Genomic DNA, 16,465 nt, shown 5'->3' on the forward strand with positions numbered 1-16,465 from the left:
GTGTTAATTCGCGCTGTGGTCCGGAACATCCTCGACCTGCTCGACAGCGTGGGTGGCCCAAAGCTCATCCTCGCCAGCATCGGGCAGGTCGCTGGGCAGTTCATGACGGTGAATATGCCATTTTGCAATGAACAGGGCCGTGATCGGAGCCGTCAGGAATAAAAACAGCGTGATCAGAAGCTCGTGCAGCGACAGTTTGCCTTCCAGCAGAACGGAATGGGTGATCGAAGCCAGCAACACCCCACCCACGCCTAAAGTTGTCGCCTTGGTCGGTGCGTGAAGGCGGGACATAGGGTCATTCAGCTTGATCATGCCGAAGGACCCGACAAACCCGAAAACACCCGAGATTATAAGGAAAACGGCGATCAGCAGCTCTGCAATGAATGTCATATCACCCTCATTCGATGATGTTGCCGCGCAGCATGAAGCGCGCATATGCCACGGTCGAGACGAAGCCAAGCATCGCGATGATCATGGCCGCTTCAAAGAAAATCTCGGTCCCTTTCGACAGGCCATAAAGGATCATCAGGGCAATCGTGTTGATGACCATTGTATCCAGAGCCAGAACCCGGGTCCCAACGCCGTCCGCGGTAATGATCCGCCACAGACACATCATGATCGCCGCGCCAAAACAGGCAAATGCAAAGTAGATAGCGTATTCGATCATTCGAAAATCTCCTTCAGGCGACGTTCATAGCGCTGCTTGATTTCGTCGCGCACCTGATCCGGGTTTGGTGCATCCAGGCAATGGACCAGCAGATTGTGCCCCTGTGCCGACAGGTCGCAACTGACGGTGCCGGGTGTCATCGTGATGGTCCCGGCCAGCACGGTTATGGCCTCGGGTGTCCGAAGCTCCAGTGGAATGCACACCCAGTTGGGCCGCCGGTCTTCATTGCGTTTGAACAGGACGATGCGGGCCACGGTCACGTTCGCGACGACAATATCCCACAGCACTACGATCATGTATTCGGCGACCATTGGCCAGTTGCGCAGCTTGGGCCTGTCGGGCCAGTAGGGTTGTGTGACAAAGGGAATGATGATCCCAAGGATCAGGCCAAAGACCAGAGAATTCAGCGACGGCTTGTTCGCCAGCAGGATCCAGACGATCGTCAACAAAATGGTCAGGTGCGGGTGCGGAAATATCCGGTGTAGCAGTTTCATCACTCGGCCCCTCCCAATACGGCAGAGATGTAGTTTTCAGGCGTAAACAGCTGCCCTGCGGTTTGGCTTGTATATTCCAGCGCAGGGCCCGCGAACAATGTTAGCAGGATCAGGCCGGCTACGGCGCCAAACACGGCAGTAAAGGCCAGACCGGGTTGTGGTTCAGGTGCGACCGGTGCGGGGGCAGCTTCATTTTCCGCTGGCTCTGCTATCGGAACAGCCTGAGTGTCGTAGCTTTTCCAGAAAATCAAAGTTCCGGCTCGGGCCAAGCCAATTATTGTGACGAATGAGCTGATCAGAATCACGGCCCAGACCGTCGTGGCATCCGAAGCATCGCGCGAGGCGTCCAGCACAAGCAGCTTGCCTATAAAGCCGGACAAGGGCGGCATTCCCGCCATCGCAATCGCCCCCACGAAGAACAGTGCGGACACCAAACCGCTTTGCGGCATCGGTGGCGTCGGCGCGATGGCCCCGCCGCGCCGCGCCATCACCAGATCGGCAACCAGGAACAGCAGGGCTGTCGCCAGCGTCGAATGGAAGACATAGTACAGCGCCGCGGCTGTCGCATCAGGCGTGAATTGCGAGATCGCGATCAACAGGGTGCCCATGGATGCAATCGCGCAGAACGCCACCATGCGGGCGATATGTTTTGACCCCAGAATGCCGATAGCCCCGACAGCCAATGTGACAAGTGCAGCAGGTTGCAACCACTGACCCACCAGACCCTCTGTCGCTGCGACATCGGGGCCAAAGGCCAATGTGAACATCCGCAGAATCGAGTAAGCCCCGACCTTGGTCATGATTGCAAACAGGGCCGCGACGGGCATTGGCGCATTGGCATAGCTGGCAGGTAGCCAGAAATGCAGGGGCAGAACGGCGGCCTTGATGCAAAAGACCAAAAGCAAAAGGACTGCGCCAACCCGCAACAATGCCGTATCCTCGGCCGGGATTTCGGCAACCCTTATGGCGATATCCGCCATGTTCAGTGTCCCGGTCACACCATAGATCGTGCCCAACGCAAACAGGAACAAGGTCGATCCCAACAGGTTGTAGGCCACATATTGCACACCCGCCTTCAACCGTACCGCACCGCCACCATGGGTCATCAGACCGTAAGAGGCGATCAGCAGAACTTCAAAAAACACGAAAAGGTTAAAGGCATCTCCGGTCAGGAATGCGCCGCAGACACCCATAAGCTGAAAATGGAACAGGGCGTGGAAGTGTTTGCCCCTATCATCCCAGCCCGAAGCTATTGCATAGAGGACAATCGGTAAGGCCAGCAGCGCGGTTAGTAGAACCATCATGGCCGACATTCGATCCAGTACCATGACAATGCCAAACGGGGCGGGCCAGTTTCCAAGCTCGTAAACCTGAATATCTCCGCCCGAAGCCTGCGCCGTGATTGTCAGCGCAATCCCAAGCAAGGCCACAACACCGGCAACGGAAAAGATGCGCTGCAGATCCAGATGGTATCGCAGGACCATGATGCTAAACGGAGCCAGGATCGCGGGCAGGACGATCGGCGCAACGATCCAGTGGTTCATGCGTCTTCTCCTGCTGCGTCCACGCTGTCCTGCGCTGTCATGTCGATATGGTCATCCTTGGAGGACAGGTACGCGCTGAGCGAGATCATCACGATCACCGCGGTCATTCCAAAGGAAATCACAATTGCGGTCAGCACCAGCGCCTGTGGCAGAGGATCGGTGTAAGCGACGTCCTTGTATTTGTTCAGAACCGGGGGGGCGTTCAGCGCAAGACGCCCGGTCGCGAACAGGAACACGTTGACCGCGTAAGTGATCAGCGACAGGCCCAGAATGACAGGGAACGTCCGGCGGCGCAGGATCAGGAATATTCCGGCAGCGGTCAAGATACCGACGGCAGAGGCTACGAGCGCTTCCATCAGGCCTGCTCCTTCTCTTGTTCTTGTTCCGGTGGAGAGTCCCGCAGGGGATTGATATCCATCGGGAATTCCTGTGCCATTCCGGGCTGCCACGCAAAGCGGGACAGGCTGTCGAGTGCCAGCATGACCGCACCCAGAACCGCAAGGAACACGCCCGTGTCAAACAGCATGGCGGTGGCCCATTCGAATTCCTCAAGCGGGGGCCAGTGGAGATAGCCAAAATCACTGGTCAGGAAGGGGCGTTCATTGAACCAGGCCCCCAGACCCGTGGCCGCAGCGATCAGCACGCCCCAGCCAATGGTGCCGTGGTAATAAAACCGCTGCCGCTCAATCGCCCAAGTATAGCCGCTGGCCATGTATTGCATCAGATAGGCGATAGCGACGATCAGCCCGGCGATAAATCCGCCGCCGGGCTGGTTGTGCCCACGGAAGAAAATATAGGCTCCGACCATCAGCGCAATCGGCATCATCACGCGGGTCGCCACAACCATCATCAGCGGGTGTGAATCACCGGACTGGGGCCAGTGCGGTTTGCGATTCAGCAGGTAACTGCGGACATTGGTGCTTAGCACGGATTCCGTCAGCGCAAAGATAATCAGCGCGGCAATGCCCAGCACGATGATCTCGCCAAACGTATCAAAACCACGGAAATCGACGAGGATCACGTTGACCACATTGGTGCCGCCACCGCCCTTGTAGGAATTGGCCAGATGGAATTCTGAAATCGTTGGGAATGCAAAATCGCGCATCATCATGGCGTAAACCAGCGCGCCAGTACCAAGACCGGCAATGACGGAAATCGCGGCATCCCGCCATCGCCGTGCCGCGCTGCTGTCCCATGGCGTCTCGGTCGGCAGGAAGTTCAGCGACAGCAACAAAAGGATCATCGTTACCACCTCGACCGAGATTTGCGTCAGGGCAAGGTCAGGAGCGGAAAGATAGTTGAACGCGATGGAAACGATCAGGCCCACTACGCCGATCAGCACCAGCGACAACAGGCGGTTCCGGTGGAACCACATGATACCAAGCGTTGCGCCCACCAGACAAATCCAGCCGATGATCGGAATGATCTGCGCTGGCAGCGGAACGCGGGTTTCCACACCGATGGTTCCCGTCGAATAGGCGTAATAACCAAGACCCACGGTGAAGGCCACGAAGATGATCGCATAGCGGCTGAGAACACCGTTATGCATCTCATCGGTGATCCAGCGGCTTAGCCTGGTCAGCGCGTCGATGATCGCCTCAAAGATTACCTTGGCCTCGGGCCGAGGCAGGGCATTCCAGACCTGCTCGCCGCGTTTGTGCAGCGCCAGCAGGAACAGGCCGCCCAATGTCGCAACAACTGACATGTAAAGTGCGGGGGTGAAGCCATGCCACAGTTTGAGCGAGTAATACGGCAGCTTTTCGCCGCCTATCACCGCGCTGGTAACCACGGCGATCAGCGGGCCAACGAGTGCTGCGGAATTCAGGCCGATCAGGACGACCAGCACCACCAGCAATGCGGGTGCCAGCCACAGCCCAACAGGCGGATCATGCGGATGGGTGGGATAGTCTTCGCGCTGGGGTCCAAGGAAAACATGGCTGACGAAGCGGAAAGAATAAGCGGCCGAAAACAGCGCTGCCAGAAGTGCCAGCCCCGGAACCAGATAATGTGAATGCAACCAGGTGGTATGCACAGTCTCTTCCAGCATCATCTCTTTCGACAAAAAGCCATTCAGCGGCGGCAGACCCGCCATGGACAGGGCCGCGATGGTGCCGATGGTAAAGGTGATCGGCATCAGGTGGCGCAGGCCACCCAGCCGTTTCAGGTTCCGCGTACCGGTCTCGTGATCCACGATTCCGGCGGTCATGAACAGGGCGGCCTTGAAGGTCGCATGGTTGATGATGTGGAAAATGGCGGCCACGGCGGCAATTTTAGTGCCAAAGCCCAACAGCATGGTGATCAGGCCCAGGTGGGATACGGTCGAAAAGGCCAGCAGCGCCTTCAGGTCATCTTTGAACAGCGCGATGACCGCACCCAGCAGCATGGTGATCAGACCAGTTGTGGCCACGATGTAGAACCAGGCATCTGTTCCCGCCAGAACCGGCCACATTCGCGCCATCAGGAACAGACCGGCCTTCACCATGGTGGCCGAATGCAGATAGGCCGATACCGGCGTCGGCGCGGCCATGGCATGGGGCAGCCAGAAGTGAAACGGGAACTGTGCCGACTTGGTGAAAGCGCCCAGCAGGATCAGGATCAACGCCGGCAGGTAGTAGGGGGACGCCTGTATCAGCGCCTTGTTCTGCAAAATGACACTCAGGTCATAAGATCCAACGATATTGCCGAGGATCAGCATCCCGGCGATCATCGCCAACCCGCCCGAGCCGGTAACGGCCAAAGCCATGCGCGCGCCCTGTCGGCCATCGGGCAGATGTTTCCAATAGCCGATCAGCAGGAATGAGCTGAGCGATGTAAGTTCCCAGAAAACAATCAAAAGTAGGATGTTGTCGGACAGGACAATACCAACCATCGCCCCCTGAAACAGCAGCAGGTAGGTATAGAACTGTCCCATCGGATCTTCGCGCGACAGGTAGAACCGTGCGTAGAGAATGATGAGCAATCCAATGACAAGGATCAGCAAGGCGAAAAGAAATCCCAGCCCGTCCAGCATAAAATTCGCGTTCAGGCCCAACCTCGGTATCCAGTCAAAACGGGCAGTCACGACGTCTCCGCGCATGACTGAAGGGATGTGGATCAGCAGCCCCATCAGGGCCAGAAATGTGGTCAACCCGGCTGCGGATGCGGCGGCATTTCGGCCCGCGCGGATCAGCAGTGCGGGAAATACAGCACCAAGGAAGGGAAGGGCCGCAATAAGGAATAGGGACAAGTGCGATACTCCGGTCTGGGCGGTCAGGGTGAGGTCAATTTTGTAAGGATATTTTGCCGACTGTCCAGAGATGGCAACTTTTTTGCCGGGCTCCAATGGATCACCAATGCATTGGTGGCATTGCGCATTAATGACGCGATCTTGATCTGCAAGCTGTGTTTCACCGCGCAACTTGCTGTCTGGTTGTGATAGAACCAGTGTCAGCGAACAGGAGGCTGAGGTGTGGCCGAAAAAATGAAACGATCCCGACGGTGGCTATTGATTGGTGGCGGTGCCGCGATTGCTGCCGGGTTTGCGATCAGGCAATACAGACTGATCCCCGAGGATCACAGCGGCGGCCGGATCAGTGTGGCCGACGCCCATGAGCAGGCTGTGGACGGGCGCGTTCTGCTGGTTGATATCCGCACACCGCGCGAGTGGCGCGCCTCGGGAATTGGCGAGGGCGCGGTACCGCTGGACATGCGGCGCGAAGATTTCGTCGACGTTCTGACACAAATGACCGGTGGTGATCAGGCTGTTCCCGTGGCGCTGATCTGCGCCCGTGGGGTGCGGTCCGCGCGCCTCAGCAATCGTTTGATTGAAGCCGGATTCACAAATATCATCGACGTACCCGAGGGTATGTTGGGCTCGGCGGCCGGGCCGGGATGGGTAAGGACCGGTTTACCGGTCCGTAAATACAGTGAGGATGCAGGATGATCAGGGAAATCAGCCTGGCAGCAGTATTTGCCTTCACCGCGCAGTTGGCCTTGGCGGATTGTGCTGATCAGGGGGAAATTTGCGAAACCTCTTTGGGCGCGTATCACATCGAATTGCCCGGTGCGGAAAACCCGCCGTTGTTGGTGTTTCTGCACGGGTATGGCGGCAGTGGATCTGGCACGATGCGAAATCGCGGGATGGTCGAACCTCTGCTGGCGCGGGGGTATGCTGTGATGGCACCGGAAGGTTCGGACAGGCCCAACCGGGGCGGCAGAAAAAGCTGGAATTTTATTCCTGGATTTGGCGAACGGGATGAAACCGCCTTTCTGTCCGAAGTGGTTCAGGACGCGGAAAACCGGTTTGGAATCAATGCGGACCGGGTCATGCTGGGCGGGTTTTCGGCTGGTGGCTTTATGGTCAACTATCTCGCCTGCAAGGCGCCCGAGACATTTTCGGCATATGTTCCGGTGTCCGGAGGATTCTGGAGGCCACACCCGGAAACCTGCAAGGGTCCGATCCGGATGTTTCATACCCATGGCTGGACGGACAACGTGGTGCCGCTTGAGGGGCGCGTACTGGGCGGTGGCCGGTTTCAGCAGGGCGATATCTATGCCGGGTTCGAAATCTGGCGCGAGGCAAATGGCTGCGTCGATCACAAACCGGCCGGCTTTAGCACAACGGGGAATTTCATGCGCCGCCGCTGGACCACCTGTGCCAAAGGCAGCGCGCTGGAGTTTGCCTTGTTCCCGGGCGGTCATACAGTTCCAGCCGGTTGGGCTGATATGGTCGTGGATTGGTACGAAGGGCTTCCCGGCAGCTGATCACTCTGCCGGGGTCATGTTGATCTTGCCTTCAACCAGTTGCTTCAGCTCGGCTCGGTAACGGCGGGCCGACCGGGTGATGGCAGGTTCGCGGAAATCCTCGCGCATTCCGACCATCCGGCGTGCGGCACCGGCCGAAACACCGCTGAGTGCCGATAGCGGAATGGCAAGGGCGAGACTGATGGCAATCGGAGCCAGCCAGATCGAGACCAGCCCGGACAGGATACCAACACTCAAGGCTATGCCACTGACGGTTTCCAATGCGTGACACAGAAGCAGCGTGCGCAATCCGTAACTGCCACCGTCGCGTGCTTGCGGCGACCAGCCCCGCTGAATGCCAAGTGCTGTCCGGAAAACGGCGATCATCTGTTGCACCATTAGGATCGGCGCATACAGGATCGACAGAATGACCTCGGCCAGAAACGAGGTCAGGAACTTGAGGCCGCCTCCGAATTCGGAGTAGCGCACACCGCTTAGCGGCAAAGCCAGAACTCCCAGCACCTTGGGTGCCAGCAGCATTGCATACATCACAAGAATGATCAGAACGTGCCGGGTTTCCGACATTTCCGGCCATTGCGGGAACAGCGGATTATCGGGGCTGAAGTAATGCAGGACAGAGGCGTCTTTGCCCTGACCAATCAGTGCCCACATCAACAGCAGCGCAAACCACAACGGTGACATCAGGTATCCTACGGCACCGTGGAACATATGAAAACGCGAGACGGCCCGGAATCCAGTCGAGCCCAGCAGTTTCAGGTGTTGCAGGTTGCCCTGGCACCAACGCCGATCCCGCATCGCATGATCGATCAGTGTGGGGGGCGTTTCCTCGTAAGATCCCCGAATGCGCGGCAGGAACCGCACCGCCCATCCGGCACGGCGCAGCAATCCAGCCTCGACGAAATCGTGGCTCATGATCAGCTTGTCCTGACCGTTGAACGCACGCAGCTTGGGCAGTCCGGCACTGGTGGCGAAAGCCTTGGTGCGGATTATGGCGTTGTGGCCCCAATAATTGCCCTCTTGTCCGCACCAGCGCGCCAACCCTTCGGCAAAGGCGATGCCATAGACCCCATTGGCGAATTGTTGCATACGGGCAAAAACCGATTGCGCGCCGATCAGTTGCGGATAGCTCTGGATCAGCCCGGCACCGGGATCACGCGCCAGCGCATCGGTCAGCCGATGTATGGCGCGACCGGTCATAAGGCTGTCCGCATCCAGAACCAGCATCGCGTCCCAGTCTGCGCCCCAGCGACTGACCCAGTCGGCGATGTTACCCACCTTGCGGTCGGTGTTCTGCTCGCGGCGGCGGTAATACAACTCCAGCCCCGGGGCGAGCGTGGTGCGCAGGGCTTCGACGCTGGCTTGTTCCTGTGCCGCGATTTCAGGGTCGCGTGTGTCGGACAGGATGAACATGGCATAGTGATGCTGCCCACCGCGTGCCTGCAAATCTTCAAGCATGGTGCGGGCGTTGCCCAGTACGTTCCATGGCACTTCGTTGTATACCGGTGTCAAAAGGGCCACGCGCAGGGGCTGTGCTGTGCGCTTGCGCTGCGGACGATCCTGTCGCGACAGCGAAACCATACCCAGCAGAACGGTGCAGACCGTGAACGAAATCCAGAAGAAGTTGAACGAGATTAGCGCCAACAGGATGCCCTCGATCAGATTGATCCCCTGGGCGCTGAACCAGTCGCTCATGATCCACAGCAGGCCCAATGTCGCCACCATCGCCGGTGAAAACGCAAGCGCGCGCCAAAATCCAGCCGCGCCCGTGTCTGTGCCCGACGGGGCATCGGCATCGTGGAACCCCACGCTGAAATTCTGCGCGGGCATCGCCAGAGGTGCTTCAGGCGGCATGATATGCAGATCGCGGTTCATATGGTCCATCGGTAAAGCCACACCTCAGAGGCGGGCTGTTTGTCTTTCAGCAGTTGCGCGCGCAATTCGACATGATCGCGCCCATCAGGCTGGAACGAAAACGCCAGACGCAATCCACCCGTATCCGGGTTGCGTTGCAGAACACCGTCCGAGGTCTCGGCATGAGGGGAATCCACGAAGACACTGATCGCCTCGATATCATCGAACAAATCGCTGCCTTCGAAATCGATGACGGCCAAACGCCCCTCACCGAAGGTGTTTTCGCCCATGGCGGTGTTGGTCACCCGTGGCATCGGAGTGCGCTGAGGCTCCTCACCCCAGATCAGACGATAGGACAGGTCAACCCGACTGCCTGCCGCATAGGGCTCTGCCGGACGCCAATAGGCGACGATGTTGTCATAGATTTCCTGATCGGCCGGTATCTCGACCAGTGTAACGGTGCCTTTGCCCCAGTCATCCCGAGGCTCGACCCACAGGCCCGGGCGCTTGTGATAATTCGCCTCAAGGTCGGCATAGTCCGAAAACTCGCGCTTGCGCTGCATCAGCCCGAAGCCGCGCGGGTTCTCGTCAACGAAAGACGATATTTGCAGGCGGGCCGGGTTTGCCAGTGGACGCCACAACACCTCGCCCGCGCCATTGCGGATCAACAGCCCGTCGCTGTCATGGACGGCCGGACGGAAATCGTCGAACCGGCTGTGGTTGGTCTGGTCGAACAGAAACATCGAGGTGCCCGGCGCGATACCTACATGAGGTAGGTCTTCGCGGGGAAACAGCGTGGCCTCGACGTCGATAATGCAATCCGCCCCCGCCGTGACATTGAAGCGATAGGCCCCAGTCACGCTGGGACTGTCCATCAGCGCATGTACGACCATATTCCGATGGCCGGGCTTGGGGCGCTCCAGCCAGAAACGGATGAACTCAGGAAATTCCTCGCCATCCGGGTCGCCTGTTTTCAGGGCGAGACCGCGTGCCGACAGACCGTAGACCTCGTCCAGACCAATAGCGCGGAAATAGCTGGCACCCTGCCAGACGCAGAACTCATCCGTCTTGCCGGGTCGGTGCATCTCGGTCCGCAGCCGTAGGCCTGAAAAGCCCAGAGTCTCGTCGATGGGCAATTGCGGCACATCTTCGGATTTGTCGAACATCCCCAGATCGAAATCGACTGGTGTTGTCATGCCATTTTCGACCGTTTCCACCTTGATGGTCCGGGGGAAATACAGGCCCGGTGTGAAGAAATCGACGTTGAATGGCGTTTCGGTTTCGTACCACAACGCCCGGTCCAGCCGAAAACGGATCGAGCGATATTGTTCGTAAGTCAGATCCTGCCATTCTTGGGGAACCATTTCGCGTTCCGCATAGGGGCGGCTGGCCAGTTCGCGGGCCAGTTCGATCACGTGGTCGCGGTCAAAGGGGACTGCGCCCCCGGTCGCATAGGCCGATGGGGCAAAGGCCAAGGCAGTCGTCGAGACTAGGAATGCGCGACGGGTGAAATTCATCTCTTCAATTTCCAGGGTTGAGACTTAAACCAAGCTGCCAGATAGGCCACACCGATGATCATGGCAAAGCCAATTATGTTGGCGACAAAGACGGTGGCAACATCCCGCCCAGCTTGATCGAGGGCAACGCCGATAAGTCGTGCTGCTGCCATGGAAAATACAAACACCGCAAGGGATTGCTGACCGACTTTGGTGATGACAGTCAGAAGGAATTGCCAGACACGCGCGCCTATTCCGTGACCCGTCGCTATCAGGCGGTGACCATGTTCGCCTGCCGCGACCCAGCCCAGATAGGCCAGTGACAGAAAATGGACATATCGCAGCGCACCAAACTCGGTCTTGTCGCGCAATTCGTCGGTCAGTGGCCAGATCTTTCGGATCGCAGCGCCCAACTCAGGCGCAGCGCTGTTAACCCAGAGGAAGACCTTCCAAGACCCAAACGGAGCTGACAGGATCAGGAACAAGGCAGCCGCCCAGACCAGAGATTTCGATACTGGTGGAGCGGGAATCCATCCGCGCATCAAGGCAAATCCGGTGAAGAACAGCAATTGCCAGCCAAACGGGTTGAAAAACCATTGCCGATCCGACCACGGCTCGGCCGGAAGGGCCAGCGCGCCGGTCTGAGTGATGCACCAGATGGTCACAGATGCAGCCGCCATCAGCCAGAAACTGACACGGTACAGCGCGATGTAGAGCGGCATCAGCGCCAGTACCACCAGATACATCGGAAGGATGTCAAAGTAGTTCGGTACATAAGTCAGGGTAAAGATCCCCACCATCTGCGGGGCGGGATCATTGAAGAAATGCTGAAGGTTCAGGGACGAGACATAGGTTTTCCCGAACGCGCCGGTTAGGTCCAGCGCTGCCATTGTCATGGCGACAAAGAAGAACAGGGCAATATGGGCCCAATAAACCTGCCAGATGCGATAGGCCACTCGGGCCGTGCCCATCCACCAGCCCTTGTACAGGAACGCCCCGCCAAAGGCGATGGCCGAGGCCATGCCCGAACAGAACACGAAAATCTCGGTTGCGTCCGAATACCCAAAGCGCGCCGGGATCCAATTCGCCCAAGGATCATTGGGAATGTGGGCGATCAGGATGATGAACATCGCGATGCCGCGATAGAAATCCAGTCGCGGGTCACGCGTGCGAGCGGGGGCCGCAGCCGGGGCTGCGACGGGTGCAAAATCAGCAGCGGGCGATATGGTCGCCATACGGTCTCTGTCCTTCTTGGTCGTCTTGTTATTCGGCGGGGACGCTTTGCATGTCTCCGCCGTCGCGTGCCGCATCAATCAGGGCGCGGCGCGCGATGGCATAATTGTCTTCACCCCCGGCGCGCTTGGCGCGACGGTCATCCAGAATGCGTTCAACCGCATCAAGACGACCGGCCCGAAGCCCGGAATCGATGGTAATGCGTTCAAATACATCACGTTGCGCGTGACTGCCACCAGCCAGTTGCATTGAACCGCGCGCTGCCAACAGGTGATCAAATGCCGTGCCATAATGGCCGTCACCAAAGGCTTCAAGGCCCATGGCGGCCGCGACACCGGGATCAGCCATACGGCGGGTGGTGTCGTCATTGGCACGCGCTGCATCCTTGCTCATGCGGTTCAGCATTTTGGCTGTGGCGTCGACGCGATTGTCGCCTGTCAGTGCCAAAAGGTAATGCAGATCGGCGAAGATCAGGCAGCCGTCTTCGGTGCGTGCGGCACTCAGGTCAGCCAGTTCTTCCCAGCGATTTCCGACATTTACGCCTTCTAATTCAAGCCGCATCAGAAGCGAAGTTCCGTTCGAGATGTCGCGGTAATCGTCGGTTTTGTCCTTGCGGACGTGGTTGTCATACAGGTCCATCACCTGATCGACCTGACCCAGATCCAGATGCATCAGGGCCTTGTGCCACCAGACGTGATAGCGGAAGTTGTTGCAATGGGCCCAGGCCGCCTCGCGCCCGGCCAGCCAGTCAAGGCCCAGCTGCGCGTTGCCGGTCATTTCATGGACATGGGCCACCGCGTGCAGACCCCAGGCATCATCGGACACCATCCAAAGCGCCTGACGTCCCGCGATTTCGGCCTTTTCGTAGGCTCCGGTTTCTTCCAGCGCGAAGGAATGACAGCCCAGCAGATAGCCCCGACCGGGGTGATCGGGTTCATATGCAGGCATAACCCGTTCGATCGAACGGCGCATTCCGTCCGGATCGCCCAGAACGAAACGGGTCGCGTGGCTGAGTTTCATCGCCAACGTATCCTGCGGATGATCGCGCAGGACCGCTTCGAACTTTTGCACCGCCTGTGTCAGTTGGCCCGCCAGATACAGCCCCAAAGCATCGACAAACAGCCGTTCGCGTGCCGAGACGGGCTGCCGTTTCATCGCAGCATTGGCAGACGCCAAAGCCTCGACTGCAACCGCCATCATCTCGCGCCGACCGAGAAGGGCCATGAACAGGCCTTTAACGGCATGGCCCAAAGCAAAATCGGGCTCAAGCTCCAACACTTTGCCCAGATGTTGGGGCGTAACCGCGGCATGTGCCATGAACCCAAGCAGAACACCATTCCAGGCTTCGACAGCTTCCGGCTGCGCCAAGGTGTTCATCTGTCCAAAAACGTCTTGTTTCATACTTGGGTCCAATCTGATTGCGGTATTTGACACTGTTTGATGTAACAGAGTGTGCGAGAGCGGCGTATCAGTATCGACCCCGCTCTCGAATTGGTGAAATGTCGTGTGTGAAAAAGTCGAAAAAATCCGCCGATTCAAAGGCATGTTTCAGCAACTTGCCGCCTAGTTGTGCAAGTGTTTCAATCGTCGAACGGGTTTTCAGCGTTTAACACCCAATCAGTATCGGCCCCGCAGGTGGGTGGTGCGCTGCGATATGTTACAGGCGTACGTGACAGGTTAAGGGGATTCCCGATCAGGTTCACCTTACCGGGCTGGGCCTGCATCGAAATCTGCATATTTCGTGCTGCTACCTGTTCCGTGTCAAAAACCTGATCCAGCGTCTGGACCGGACCAACAGGCACTTTCACGTCTTCAAGACCGGAAATTACGGATCGCGTATCCAGCCGTTGAACAGCCGGCCGAAGAATGGCGTTCAGCGCATCACGGTGTTCCAGTCGCGCCGGGTTGGTCACGAATCTGGGGTCGTCGGCAAGTGCGGGTTGTCCCAGGAAACCGCACAGCTTTCTGAACTGGCCATCATTTCCAACCGCCAGAATGACATGCCCATCGGATGTCTCGTAAACGTCATAAGGCACGATATTGGGGTGCCCGTTTCCGCGGCGTTGCGGAACGTTGCCAGAAGTCAGGTAATTGACGCCCTCGTTGATCAGCCATGCGATCTGAGAATCAACCAGTGCCAGATCGACCTGCTGACCTTCACCGGTCAGGTCGCGGTGGCGCAGTGCGGCCAGAATACCAACGCTCGCATACATTCCGCACATCACATCAGCGATTCCGACCCCCACTTTCATTGGCGCGCCTTCCGGGTCGCCGGTCAGGGACATGATCCCTCCATAGCCTTGCGCCATCAGGTCATAGCCGGGCTTGCTGGCATTTGGTCCGGTTTGGCCGTAACCCGAGATCGAGCAGTAAACGAGGTTGGGGAATTCCTGCGACAGGGTGGCATAATCCAGCCCGTATTTTGCCAGACCGCCGGGTTTGAAATTTTCGATCAGAATATCCGCGTGTGAGGCCAGCCGCCGGATTTCCGCCTGACCTTTCTCAGTCGCGATATCAAGCGCCACGGATTTCTTGTTTCGGTTCGCTGACATGAAATAGGCGCTCAGGTCCGAGCGGTTGCCGTCGGCATTGGTCACATAGGGCGGACCCCATTGCCGCGTGTCGTCGCCCCCGGTGGCAGGGTTTTCGATCTTGATGACACTGGCGCCCAGATCACCCAGCAACTGCGTGCAGGTCGGCCCGGCCAAAATACGGCTGAGGTCCAGAATCTTGACGCCCTTCAGCGGGCCCTCAGATGCGGCCATCGTATCCTCCCCGGTCGATTTCAGCGGCGATGACGGTAAATGTCTCGGCCTTTACAGCAGCTTCAAGTGCTGCGCGCAACTCTGCCCGGTTGCGGACGGTGTGGCCGTTCCCACCAAAAGCACGGCCCATGGCGGCGAAGTCATGGTGACCGAAATCCACGCCATTGTTGACCATCTGCCGCTGCCGCTGTTTCAACTCGATAAGGGCAAGGCTGGCATCTACGAAGACAAGAAAGATCGGATTGCCACCCATTTCGGCCGCCGTCGACAATTCCCCGGCGACCATCAGAAATCCGGCATCACCCGAAAAGCTGATCACCGGGCGGTCGGGCTCGGCCAGTTTCAGACCAATGGCCATTGGGACAGCACAGCCCATGGTGCAGAGCGCCGAGGATTGGATCAGCCCACGTTCCTCGCTGCAGTCCCACATCTGGCTCAGCAGAATGCGATGCGCGCCGCTGTCGGCGGTTGCCAGCGTTTCGGGGGGCAGGGTAGCCCGCGTTTCGGCGATGACCGCTGCGGGTCCCCAGTCCTCATCAGTGGGAAAGGACTGTGCCAGAGCAGATTTGACCTGCGCGGGCTCACCACCCGGCCACGTTGCGCGGGCAGGGTTTCCCTTGGCAATGGCCTCAAGCGTCTCGCCCGTGTCGGCCACCAGATTAAGACCCGCCTGATGCATGTAGTGGTCATTGATCACCGCTGATATGTCGATGACGCGCTTTTCTTCGGGGTCCCAGATTTCGCGCCAGCCGGGGCGCATTTCGATCGGGTCATACCCCAGACACAGCACCAGATCGGCGTGTTCAACCAATGGGACAAGGTGCTTGTCTGCCAATGGCGACAGGCCCGCGCCGCCCAGACACAAAGGGTGATCTTCGGGAACAACACCCTTGGCCTTGTAGGTGGTCACAAATGGAATTCCGAAATGTTCCAAAAACGCCTGCACCACACTGCGCGAGTCGTCATAGAGGACATCGAGACCGATAATGGCGATGGGGCGCTCGGCGTCAGCCACCCAGCGCCGGGCTTTTTCCAGGCATTCGCCATTTGGGCTGACAGGCGCGACCTTGGCCAGACGGCGGCGTTTTACACCCGTCACCGGTGTATCGGCGACCGAGATCGGAACATCGATATGGACCGGGCCCGGCCGCGGCTGCGTGGCCAGTGACACCGCCTTGTCTGCGATGATATCCGCGCCCTTGGCCGTCAGTGTAAACGTGCCCTTGGTGATGGAACGGTAAACCTGGCTGTGGTCCATAACCTGATGGGTGTAAGTCAGCGCTTCGTCCGCATCGACACAACCGGTCAGAACGATCATCGGAACACGGTCCTGCATCGCATTGGCCACCACGTTGATGCCGTTCATCGCGCCCGGACCCAAAGTGGCGACCAGAATCGCAGGCGCGCCGTCGCGGTGATGCACGGCCTCGGCCATGAATCCGGCCGAGTTTTCATGTTTTGTCAGATGAAAAGTGATGCCCGCCTTTTCAAGCGCATCCACCAGTGTCAGCACCTCACCCCCCGGCATTCCAAAGGCGTGGCGGCACCCCGCTTCGTACAGGCGTTGGGCCAGAAGATCGGCGGCGCGCGGCGTGGGGTCCTGCATCAGTCATGCTCCGAGATAACCGTTTCGAAGCAGATTGCGGAGGACGCCACCAGACGCAAGGCGGAT

General features: G+C 58.5%; 14 protein-coding genes. 2 read left to right on the forward strand and 12 right to left on the reverse strand.

Going from position 1 to position 16,465, the window contains the following annotated elements:
- Positions 1–3: 3 nt before the first annotated feature.
- From ACR0J7_RS17025 to ACR0J7_RS17050, 6 genes are read right to left on the reverse strand one after another with little or no spacing between them, the layout of a single operon-like run.
- Complete coding sequence (locus ACR0J7_RS17025; RefSeq protein WP_209597047.1) at positions 4–390, reverse strand: Na+/H+ antiporter subunit G; 387 nt, start codon at positions 388–390, stop codon at positions 4–6.
- Positions 391–397: 7 nt separating this feature from the next.
- A complete protein-coding gene (locus ACR0J7_RS17030) occupies positions 398–667 on the reverse strand; it encodes a K+/H+ antiporter subunit F (protein ID WP_209503286.1) in 270 nt (89 codons plus the stop codon).
- Positions 664–1,161 carry a Na+/H+ antiporter subunit E gene (locus ACR0J7_RS17035; RefSeq protein ID WP_209504851.1) on the reverse strand — a complete coding sequence of 166 codons (498 nt, stop codon included), beginning with the start codon at positions 1,159–1,161 and terminating at the stop codon, positions 664–666. The genes ACR0J7_RS17030 and ACR0J7_RS17035 overlap by 4 nt, the downstream gene beginning before the upstream one ends.
- On the reverse strand, positions 1,161–2,705 hold the full coding sequence (locus tag ACR0J7_RS17040) for a monovalent cation/H+ antiporter subunit D (protein WP_480898048.1): 1,545 nt from the start codon (positions 2,703–2,705) through the stop codon (positions 1,161–1,163). The genes ACR0J7_RS17035 and ACR0J7_RS17040 overlap by 1 nt, the downstream gene beginning before the upstream one ends.
- The gene (locus ACR0J7_RS17045) at positions 2,702–3,061 is read right to left on the reverse strand and encodes a Na+/H+ antiporter subunit C (protein ID WP_209503290.1); all 360 of its coding nucleotides are present in this window, start codon (positions 3,059–3,061) and stop codon (positions 2,702–2,704) included. The genes ACR0J7_RS17040 and ACR0J7_RS17045 overlap by 4 nt, the downstream gene beginning before the upstream one ends.
- Positions 3,061–5,931, reverse strand: coding sequence for a monovalent cation/H+ antiporter subunit A (locus ACR0J7_RS17050; RefSeq protein WP_480898050.1), 2,871 nt, complete (start codon positions 5,929–5,931; stop codon positions 3,061–3,063). Before ACR0J7_RS17050 ends, ACR0J7_RS17045 begins: the two co-directional genes overlap by 1 nt.
- Before the next feature lie 234 nt (positions 5,932–6,165).
- On the opposite strand from ACR0J7_RS17050, the gene ACR0J7_RS17055 reads away from it, so the two are divergent.
- Together ACR0J7_RS17055 and ACR0J7_RS17060 are read left to right on the forward strand one after the other, a co-directional pair.
- On the forward strand, positions 6,166–6,627 hold the full coding sequence (locus ACR0J7_RS17055) for a rhodanese-like domain-containing protein (protein WP_480869691.1): 462 nt from the start codon (positions 6,166–6,168) through the stop codon (positions 6,625–6,627).
- The gene (locus tag ACR0J7_RS17060; RefSeq protein ID WP_480898054.1) at positions 6,624–7,448 is read left to right on the forward strand and encodes a CE1 family esterase; all 825 of its coding nucleotides are present in this window, start codon (positions 6,624–6,626) and stop codon (positions 7,446–7,448) included. Before ACR0J7_RS17055 ends, ACR0J7_RS17060 begins: the two co-directional genes overlap by 4 nt.
- On the opposite strand, the gene mdoH is transcribed toward ACR0J7_RS17060, so the two are convergent.
- The 6 genes from mdoH to ACR0J7_RS17090 form a co-directional block, all read right to left on the reverse strand.
- On the reverse strand, positions 7,449–9,320 hold the full coding sequence (mdoH, locus tag ACR0J7_RS17065; RefSeq protein WP_480898486.1) for a glucans biosynthesis glucosyltransferase MdoH: 1,872 nt from the start codon (positions 9,318–9,320) through the stop codon (positions 7,449–7,451).
- Positions 9,317–10,816 carry an OpgD/OpgG family glucan biosynthesis protein gene (locus tag ACR0J7_RS17070; RefSeq protein ID WP_480772920.1) on the reverse strand — a complete coding sequence of 500 codons (1,500 nt, stop codon included), beginning with the start codon at positions 10,814–10,816 and terminating at the stop codon, positions 9,317–9,319. The genes mdoH and ACR0J7_RS17070 overlap by 4 nt, the downstream gene beginning before the upstream one ends.
- Complete coding sequence (locus ACR0J7_RS17075) at positions 10,813–12,030, reverse strand: OpgC family protein (protein ID WP_480772919.1); 1,218 nt, start codon at positions 12,028–12,030, stop codon at positions 10,813–10,815. The genes ACR0J7_RS17070 and ACR0J7_RS17075 overlap by 4 nt, the downstream gene beginning before the upstream one ends.
- Positions 12,031–12,058: 28 nt before the next feature.
- Positions 12,059–13,429, reverse strand: a complete 1,371-nt coding sequence (locus tag ACR0J7_RS17080; RefSeq protein WP_480915055.1) for a tetratricopeptide repeat protein — start codon at positions 13,427–13,429, stop codon at positions 12,059–12,061.
- Positions 13,430–13,608: 179 nt separating this feature from the next.
- Positions 13,609–14,793 (reverse strand): CaiB/BaiF CoA transferase family protein, encoded by a 1,185-nt coding sequence (locus ACR0J7_RS17085; RefSeq protein WP_480915057.1) that lies wholly within the window; start codon positions 14,791–14,793, stop codon positions 13,609–13,611.
- Complete coding sequence (locus ACR0J7_RS17090; RefSeq protein WP_480915059.1) at positions 14,780–16,399, reverse strand: thiamine pyrophosphate-binding protein; 1,620 nt, start codon at positions 16,397–16,399, stop codon at positions 14,780–14,782. Before ACR0J7_RS17090 ends, ACR0J7_RS17085 begins: the two co-directional genes overlap by 14 nt.
- Positions 16,400–16,465 lie beyond the last annotated feature (66 nt).

Source organism: Ruegeria sp. O4 (genome assembly GCF_056535125.1).

Excerpts from the sequence above, each read along its gene's own strand:
- ACR0J7_RS17035 (WP_209504851.1), bottom strand. The coding sequence starts at position 1,161 with ATGAAACTGCTACACCGGATATTTCCGCACCCGCACCTGACCATTTTG.
- ACR0J7_RS17045 (WP_209503290.1), bottom strand. The coding sequence starts at position 3,061 with ATGGAAGCGCTCGTAGCCTCTGCCGTCGGTATCTTGACCGCTGCCGGA.
- ACR0J7_RS17025 (WP_209597047.1), bottom strand. The coding sequence starts at position 390 with ATGACATTCATTGCAGAGCTGCTGATCGCCGTTTTCCTTATAATCTCG.
- ACR0J7_RS17090 (WP_480915059.1), bottom strand. The coding sequence starts at position 16,399 with ATGCAGGACCCCACGCCGCGCGCCGCCGATCTTCTGGCCCAACGCCTG.
- ACR0J7_RS17060 (WP_480898054.1), top strand. The coding sequence starts at position 6,624 with ATGATCAGGGAAATCAGCCTGGCAGCAGTATTTGCCTTCACCGCGCAG.
- ACR0J7_RS17070 (WP_480772920.1), bottom strand. The coding sequence starts at position 10,816 with ATGAATTTCACCCGTCGCGCATTCCTAGTCTCGACGACTGCCTTGGCC.
- ACR0J7_RS17085 (WP_480915057.1), bottom strand. The coding sequence starts at position 14,793 with ATGGCCGCATCTGAGGGCCCGCTGAAGGGCGTCAAGATTCTGGACCTC.
- ACR0J7_RS17055 (WP_480869691.1), top strand. The coding sequence starts at position 6,166 with ATGAAACGATCCCGACGGTGGCTATTGATTGGTGGCGGTGCCGCGATT.
- ACR0J7_RS17075 (WP_480772919.1), bottom strand. The coding sequence starts at position 12,030 with ATGGCGACCATATCGCCCGCTGCTGATTTTGCACCCGTCGCAGCCCCG.
- ACR0J7_RS17040 (WP_480898048.1), bottom strand. The coding sequence starts at position 2,705 with ATGAACCACTGGATCGTTGCGCCGATCGTCCTGCCCGCGATCCTGGCT.
- ACR0J7_RS17030 (WP_209503286.1), bottom strand. The coding sequence starts at position 667 with ATGATCGAATACGCTATCTACTTTGCATTTGCCTGTTTTGGCGCGGCG.
- mdoH (WP_480898486.1), bottom strand. The coding sequence starts at position 9,320 with ATGAACCGCGATCTGCATATCATGCCGCCTGAAGCACCTCTGGCGATG.
- ACR0J7_RS17080 (WP_480915055.1), bottom strand. The coding sequence starts at position 13,429 with ATGAAACAAGACGTTTTTGGACAGATGAACACCTTGGCGCAGCCGGAA.